The sequence below is a fragment of the Streptomyces pinistramenti genome, from assembly GCF_020564935.1.
Lineage (GTDB): Bacteria > Actinomycetota > Actinomycetes > Streptomycetales > Streptomycetaceae > Streptomyces > Streptomyces pinistramenti.
The window spans coordinates 1-6,391 of record NZ_JAJCXB010000115.1; the positions used below are offsets into that span (position 1 = coordinate 1).

5 protein-coding genes are annotated in these 6,391 nt (G+C 75.4%); 4 read left to right on the plus strand and 1 reads right to left on the minus strand.

Going from position 1 to position 6,391, the window contains the following annotated elements:
* Together LIU39_RS34435 and LIU39_RS34440 are read left to right on the plus strand one after the other, a co-directional pair.
* Positions 1–3,063 (plus strand): DNA polymerase III subunit alpha (locus tag LIU39_RS34435; RefSeq protein WP_227050919.1); only part of this gene is annotated, 3,063 nt, incomplete at its 5' end.
* Positions 3,060–4,118, plus strand: a complete 1,059-nt coding sequence (locus tag LIU39_RS34440; RefSeq protein WP_227050920.1) for a DNA polymerase Y family protein — start codon at positions 3,060–3,062, stop codon at positions 4,116–4,118. The genes LIU39_RS34435 and LIU39_RS34440, both read left to right, overlap by 4 nt.
* Here LIU39_RS34440 and LIU39_RS34445 read toward each other — a convergent pair.
* Positions 4,107–5,423 (minus strand): APC family permease, encoded by a 1,317-nt coding sequence (locus LIU39_RS34445; protein ID WP_227050921.1) that lies wholly within the window; start codon positions 5,421–5,423, stop codon positions 4,107–4,109. The genes LIU39_RS34440 and LIU39_RS34445 overlap by 12 nt on opposite strands.
* A gap of 81 nt (positions 5,424–5,504) precedes the next feature.
* On the opposite strand from LIU39_RS34445, the gene LIU39_RS34450 reads away from it, so the two are divergent.
* Together LIU39_RS34450 and LIU39_RS34455 are read left to right on the plus strand one after the other, a co-directional pair.
* On the plus strand, positions 5,505–5,966 hold the full coding sequence (locus LIU39_RS34450; RefSeq protein WP_227050922.1) for an Lrp/AsnC family transcriptional regulator: 462 nt from the start codon (positions 5,505–5,507) through the stop codon (positions 5,964–5,966).
* 50 nt (positions 5,967–6,016) lie between these two features.
* Positions 6,017–6,391, plus strand: a 375-nt coding sequence (locus LIU39_RS34455; RefSeq protein WP_227050923.1) for an NUDIX domain-containing protein, incomplete at its 3' end; no start/stop codon positions are given.

Genomic DNA, 6,391 nt, shown 5'->3' on the forward strand with positions numbered 1-6,391 from the left:
GCCGCAACGGACGGGGTCACCGTCCTGCTCGGACCCGAATCCGACATCGGACGGGCGCTCGCCGCCGGCCGCCCGGACCGCGCCGTCCGGCTCCTCGCCCCCTGGCGCGAGCGGTACGGCGACGCGCTGCGTCTGGAGGCCGTCGACCACGGACGTCCCGGCAGCGGCCCCGGCTCGCTCCGGCTGGCCGCCCGCACCCTCGGCCTCGCCGTCGACCAGGGCATCCGCGCCGTCCTGACCAACGCGGTCCGCTACGCCGACCCCGGCCAGGGCCCGGTCGCCGACGTCCTGGACTCCGCCCGCCGCCTGGTGCCGGTCGACCGGCACCGGCCCGAGACCTGGGACAGCGGCGAACGCTGGCTCAAGGACGCCGCCGCGATGGGCCGCGCCGCCGAGCGGATCGCCGAGGCGGCCGGCTTCCGGCGCGGCCTCGCCCACCGGCTGCTCGCCATGACCGAGGAGACCGCGGGCGCCTGCCTGGTCGACCCGCAGGGCGACATCGGGCTCGGCCGCGTCCACTTCCCCGAACCCCGGCTGGTCGGCGCCGAACACCGCACCGCCGCCCGGGTGCTGCGCTCGCGCTGCGCCGCCGGAATGGTGCGGCGCGGCTACGACCGCGACCGGGCCCGCTGGGAGCGGCTGCACGACGAGCTGCGCACGATCGAACGGCTCGGCTACCCCTCGTACTTCCTGACGGTCGCCCGGGTTGTGGACGACGTGCGGCAGCGGGGGATCCGGGTGGCGGCCCGCGGATCCGGTGCCGGGTCGCTGGTCAACCACCTCCTGGGCATCGCCCACGCCGACCCCGTCGAGCACGGGCTGCTGATGGAGCGCTTCCTGTCCGAGCGGCGGCAGGCGCTGCCGGACATCGACATCGACGTCGAGTCCGCCCGCAGGCTGGAGGTCTACCGCGCGATCTTCGACCGCTTCGGTGCCGAGCGGGTCGCGACGGTCTCGATGCCCGAGACCTACCGGGTCCGGCACGCGGTACGCGACGTGGGCGCCGCCCTGGGCATGGACCCGGCCGGGGTGGACCGGCTCGCCAAGGCGTTCCCGCACATCAGGGCCCGTGACGCCCGCTCGGCGCTGGCCGAACTTCCGGAGCTGCGCGGGGTCCGGGAGGCCGCCGACGAGCGGCTGTGGCAGCTGGTCGAGTCCCTGGACGCGCTGCCCCGCGGGATCGCCATGCACCCGTGCGGAGTGCTGCTCTCGGACGCCTCGCTGCTGAGCCGTACGCCGGTCGTGCCGACCAGCGGCGACGGGTTCCCCATGTCCCAGTTCGACAAGGAGGACGTGGAAGATCTCGGGCTGCTCAAGCTCGACGTGCTGGGGGTGCGCATGCAGTCCGCGATGGCGCACGCGGTCGCCGAGATCGGGCGGGCCACCGGGCACCGCATCGACCTGGACGATCCGGCGCAGGTGCCGCCGCGCGATCCGGCCACCTACGACCTGATCCGCTCCACCGAGACGCTCGGCTGCTTCCAGATCGAGTCGCCCGGCCAGCGCGATCTGGTCGGCAGGCTGCAACCGGCCTCCTTCCACGACCTGGTTGTCGACATCTCGCTCTTCCGGCCTGGCCCGGTCGCCGCCGACATGGTGCGGCCCTTCATCGAGGCCCGGCACGGCCGCAGGCCCGTCCGCTACCCGCACCCGGACCTGGAGGAGCCGCTGCGCGAGACCTACGGCGTCGTGGTGTTCCACGAGCAGATCATCGAAATGCTGCGGATCATGACCGGCTGCGCGCGGGACGAGGCGGACGAGAAGCGGCGGGCGCTCTCGGATCCGGAGTTCCAGGGGCGGGTGCGCGCCTGGTTCGCGGACCGTGCCGGGCGGCGCGGCTACGCACCCGAAGTGATCGCGCGCACCTGGGAGATCGTCGAGGCGTTCGGCGCGTACGGGTTCTGCAAGGCGCACGCGGTGGCCTTCGCGGTGCCGACCTACCAGTCCGCCTGGCTCAAGGCGCATCACCCCGCGGCCTTCTACGCCGGGCTGCTCACCCACGACCCCGGGATGTACCCGAAGCGGCTGCTGCTCGCGGACGCCCGGCGGCGCGGGGTGCCGGTGCTGCCACTGGACGTGAACCGCTCGGCGGTCACCCATCGCATCGAACTGGTGTCCGGATCGGTGGACGGCGGCGGCCCCGGCGCCTGGGGGCTGCGGCTCGCGCTCGGCGACGTGCACGGCATCGGCGAGGACGAGGCGCGGCGGATCGAGGCCGGGCAGCCCTACCCCTCGCTCCAGGACCTGTGGCAGCGGGCCGGGCCGAGCCGCCCGGTGGCCGAACGCCTCGCCCGGGTCGGCGCGTTGGACGCCTTCGGCGCCAACCGCAGGGACCTGCTGCTGCACATCGCCGAACTCCACCAGCGGCAACGGCGGGCCCCCGCAGGCCAGTTGACGCTGCCGGGCCGGGCCGACGGCGGCGACGACGGGCGGGCCGACGCCGTCGAGCCCGTCGGGCTGCCCGACCTCGGCGACGTCGAACGGCTCAGCGCCGAACTGGGTGTCCTCGGCATGGACACCTCCCGCCACCTGATGACCGACCACCGGGAGTTCCTCGCGGAGCTGGGCGTCCTGCCCGCCAGGCTGCTGCGGGGCGCGGGCAACGGCGAGACGGTGCTGGTCGCCGGGGCCAAGGCGGCCACCCAGACGCCGCCCGTCCGCTCCGGCCGCCGGGTCATCTTCACCACCCTCGACGACAGCACGGGCCTGGTCGACTGCGCCTTCTTCGACGACAGCCACGAGCGTTGCGCGCACACCGTCTTCCACTCCTGGCTGCTGCTGGTGCGCGGCACCGTCCAGCGCCGCGGCCCGCGCAGCGTCGGCGTGGTCGGCGCCGCCGCCTGGAACCTCGCCGAACTGGCCGAACTGCGCCGCGACGGCGGCCTGGAAGCGGCCTGCGCCCGCCTCGCCGCCGCACCGCAGGCGGCGGAGGCCGCGCCGGGACGCACCATCCGGCTGGAGACCGGCTACACCCTGCACCCGTGGGCCGACCTCCAGCCCCCCGGCGAACGCGCCGCCACCGGCCGCAAGCTGTGGCACTCCAGCCCGGGGAGCGCGGGATGACCCCCGTACCGGAGCCCGGCGTGCTCCACGTACGGTTCTGCACCGCCGCAGGCGAGCCTGTGGGCGCGGCGGCGTACGAGCAACTGCTCGGCCTGCTGGCGCAGTTCACGCCGGCGGTCGAGGCGCTGCCGCCGGACGCCGCGCTGGCCGACGTCCGCGGGGCACTGCGCTACTTCGGCAAGGACGCGGCGGGCATCGCCGCCCTGGTGCGGCTGCGCACCCTGGCCTGGTACGACGTGCGGTGCACGATCGGCGTCGCGGGCAATCCGCTGCTCGCGCGGATGGCGGCCCAGGGCGCGCGGCCGGGAGAGGTCCGGGTCGTCCCCGGGGACGAAGGGTCCGTCGCCGCGTTCCTCGCCCGCAGGCCGGCCGCCGCCCTGCACGGCGTGGGCCCGGCGACCGCGCGCACGCTGTGCGCCTACGGGCTCGACAGTATCGGCCGGATCGCCGCCGCGCCCCCCGCCACCCTCCAGCGGATCCTCGGCGCGAAGACCGGCCGGATGGTGCACGAGCGGGCCCGCGGCATCGACCCGACACCGGTCTCCCCGTACGCCGCCGCCCGCTCGATGGCCGCCGAACACCGCTTCCCGCACGACGAACTGGACCCGGACAGACGGCGCGGCGCCCTGCTCGCGCTCGCCGACGGACTGGGGGCCAGGATGCGGGTGGGCGGGCAGGCGGCCCGCGCGCTCACCCTCGTCGTCCGCTACGCCGACCGTTCCACGACGACCCGCACCCGCAGGCTCGCCGAACCGACCGCGCACGGCCCGGCGCTGACCGAAGCGGCCTACGCGCTGCACGCGGCGCTCGGGCTGCAACGGGCGCGGGTACGGTCACTCACTCTGCGCGCGGAGGACCTGTGCCGGGCCGAACGGGCCACCAGGCAGCTGACGTTCGACCCGGCGGACGACAAGGCCCGCCGGATCGAGGCCGCCGTCGACCGGGCGCGGGCCCGCTTCGGCGAGCGCGCGGCAGGCCCGGCGGCGACGCGCCCGCCCGCTTCCCCTGCGGGCACCGGCCACACGGCGCGTGGCCCCCGCGGGTCAGCCGGCTGACCCGCGCCGCGCCCCCGGCTGCCGGTCCCGGAGCCCGCGCAGCGTCAGGAAGCCGAACGAGGCGAGCGCCAGCGCCGCGGGAATCAGCAGCAGCCACCCCGAGAAGGCCAGCACCCCCGCCGTCAGCACGGCACTGGCGATCACGCCGTACCACAGGGGCGTGCGGCGCGGCAGCAGCACCAGCGCGGCGCCGAGTCCGGCCAGGGTGACCGCGGCCAGGCAGGTGGCGGTCGCCCGCATCAGCAGATCCAGGTCGGCGCCGCCGAAGCCCGCGGCCACTGCCAGCAGTACGCAGGCGCAGCCCAGCACCGCGAGCGCGCGCCGCGGCACCTCGCCGGGACCGCCGCCCCTGGCGAGCCGGCGGGGCGCGGCCCCGTCGCGGCCGAGCGCGGCGCCGAGCCGGGAGGCGCCCGCCAGATAGGAGTTGACCGCGCCGAAGGTGAGGAACAGGGCGGCCACGGCGGCGACCGGCCGCGCGGCGGCGCCCACGCTCTGGGTGAGCAGCGCGGTCAGCGGGGTGTCCGTACCGGCCGCTGCCGGGCCCAGCGCGCCGATCGTGGCGAGCGCCAGGCCGAGGTAGAGCACCGTGATCGTGATCAGCGTATTGCGGGTCACCCGCGGCAGATCCCGGGCGGGGTCGGCGAATTCACCGGACAGATGGCTCGCCGCCTCCCAGCCCGCGAACGCGAAGAACAGCACCGAAGCGGCCGAGCCGACCGATGACCAGCCACCGGGCAGGAACGGGGTGAAGTGATCTGCCGACACGTGCGGGGCGGCGGCCAGCACCGCGCACAGCAGCACCACGGCCAGCAGCCCGCCGAGCAGCAGCTGCACCCGGCCCGACATCCGCAGCCCGACCGCGTTGGAGACCAGCGCACCGGCCAGCACCACGCCGCCGACCACCGCGGCACCCGCATCGCCCCAACCGGCCGCGTCCGCCACGTACTTCCCGCCGATCCAGGCGGCCGACACCACTCCGATCGGTACCGCGCCGAAGAACCACCAGCCCACGGTGGCCGCGGCCCGCGGCCCCGCCGCCCGGTGCACGTACGTGGCCACGCCGCCGCCGTCCGGGAAGCGGGCGCCGAGCGCGGCGAAGGACGCCGCGACCGGTACGCACATGGCGAGCAGGACGACCCAGGCGAGGATCGAGGCGGGCCCGGCCGCCGCCGCTGCCAGGGACGGCAGGGTGAGCACGCCGGGCCCGAGCACCGCACCGGCGCACAGCGCGGTGCCGCTGCCGACGCCCAGCCGCCGTACAACCGGCGCGTGGGAGACGGGAAGAGGTGTCTGTTGAACGGTCACGATCGCCGAAGTTAGCCGGAACAATGATCAAAAGAAGTGCCCGCCGAACGAAATTCGGTGTATGGGGCACCATGGGGTGGCATGGACGACATTGATTCGGCGATTGTCCGCGAACTGCAGCGCGATGCGCGGCAGAGCAACCGCGACCTCGCCCGCACGCTGCGCATCGCCCCCTCCACCTGCCTGGAGCGGGTCCGCGCGCTGCGCGCCCGCGGCGTGATCACCGGCTACCGCGCCACGGTCGATCTGCGGGCGCTCAACCGGCCGGTGCAGGCCCTGCTCACGGTCCGCATCCGCCCGATGAACCGCGAGGTCATCGAGCGCTTCAAGGCGTTCTTGACCTCGCTGCCCGAAGTGCTGAGCGTCTACGTCGTGGCGGGCGGCGACGACTTCCTCGTACACGTCGCCGTTCCGGACGTCGACCGGCTGCACGCGCTCCTGATGGACCAGGTCTTCAAACGCCGCGAGGTCGTCGACTGCCGCAGCTCGGTGATCTACCAGCACGTGGCCACGGACGTCGTCGAGCCGCTGCCGCCGGTATAGGCGGGTGCACGGACCGGCGGCTGCCGCGGCCGTGTCCCAGACTGGGTTCCATGGCGGGAAAACGCAGTGCGGGACTGCTGCTCTACCGCGTCGGCGAGTCCGGCGTGGAGGTGCTTGTGGCCCACATGGGCGGGCCGCTGTGGGCCCGCAGGGACGCCGCTGCCTGGTCGGTCCCCAAGGGCGAGTACGTGCCGCCGGAGGAGCCGCGGGCCGCGGCCGGGCGGGAGTTCGAGGAGGAGCTGGGACTGCCGCCGCCGCCCGGCCGCTACCTTCCGCTGGGCGACGCCCGGCAGGCCGGCGGCAAGGGTGACCGCGGCCAGGCAGGTGGCGGTCGCCCGCATCAGCAGATCCAGGTCGGCGCCGCCGAAGCCCGCGGCCACTGCCAGCAGTACGCAGGCGCAGCCCAGCACCGCGAGCGCGCGCCG